Below are 428 nucleotides of genomic sequence, written 5' to 3'. Positions count from 1 at the left end.
TTTTAGATATAGATATTGATTCTCTACATGATGATGTAAATCCAAAATCACTTATTGTTGATTTTCTAGGAGAGAGAAAAGCAGAACAAATTGAGAAAAAAACATCAGAACCAGAACAGGAAGATTTGCCACCAGTAGAGACATCACAGCCAGTAGAAGAGCCAACAATGATGGGTATTGATGAAGAGATTCCGGAAGAGGCATTTCAGCAGGAAGATAGCCCGTTTGATTCTCTCTCCATTGAAAATTGGAAGGAAAAAACGGTTAATGAATTTTTTGAATCTGATTTAGCAGTTTTGAAACTGGTTGATAAGTTCTTTTTAGCGCAATTAGGTAAATCAATAGATGAAGTTGAAAATCAAGAAATGGGCGAGTTTTACAGTGAATTTCAAATGTTAGCTCACAATGACCACATCGACAAAAGTGTT

General features: G+C 35.0%; 1 pseudogene. It reads left to right on the top strand.

Annotation, left to right across the window (positions count from 1 at the left end):
• Window positions 1-428 (top strand): annotated as a pseudogene (locus ACLBXA_RS29175) (VirD4-like conjugal transfer protein, CD1115 family); the annotation flags it as partial.

This window comes from Bacillus sp. D48C (assembly GCF_053345735.1).
This window is presented reverse-complemented; position numbering and strand designations above follow the sequence as displayed.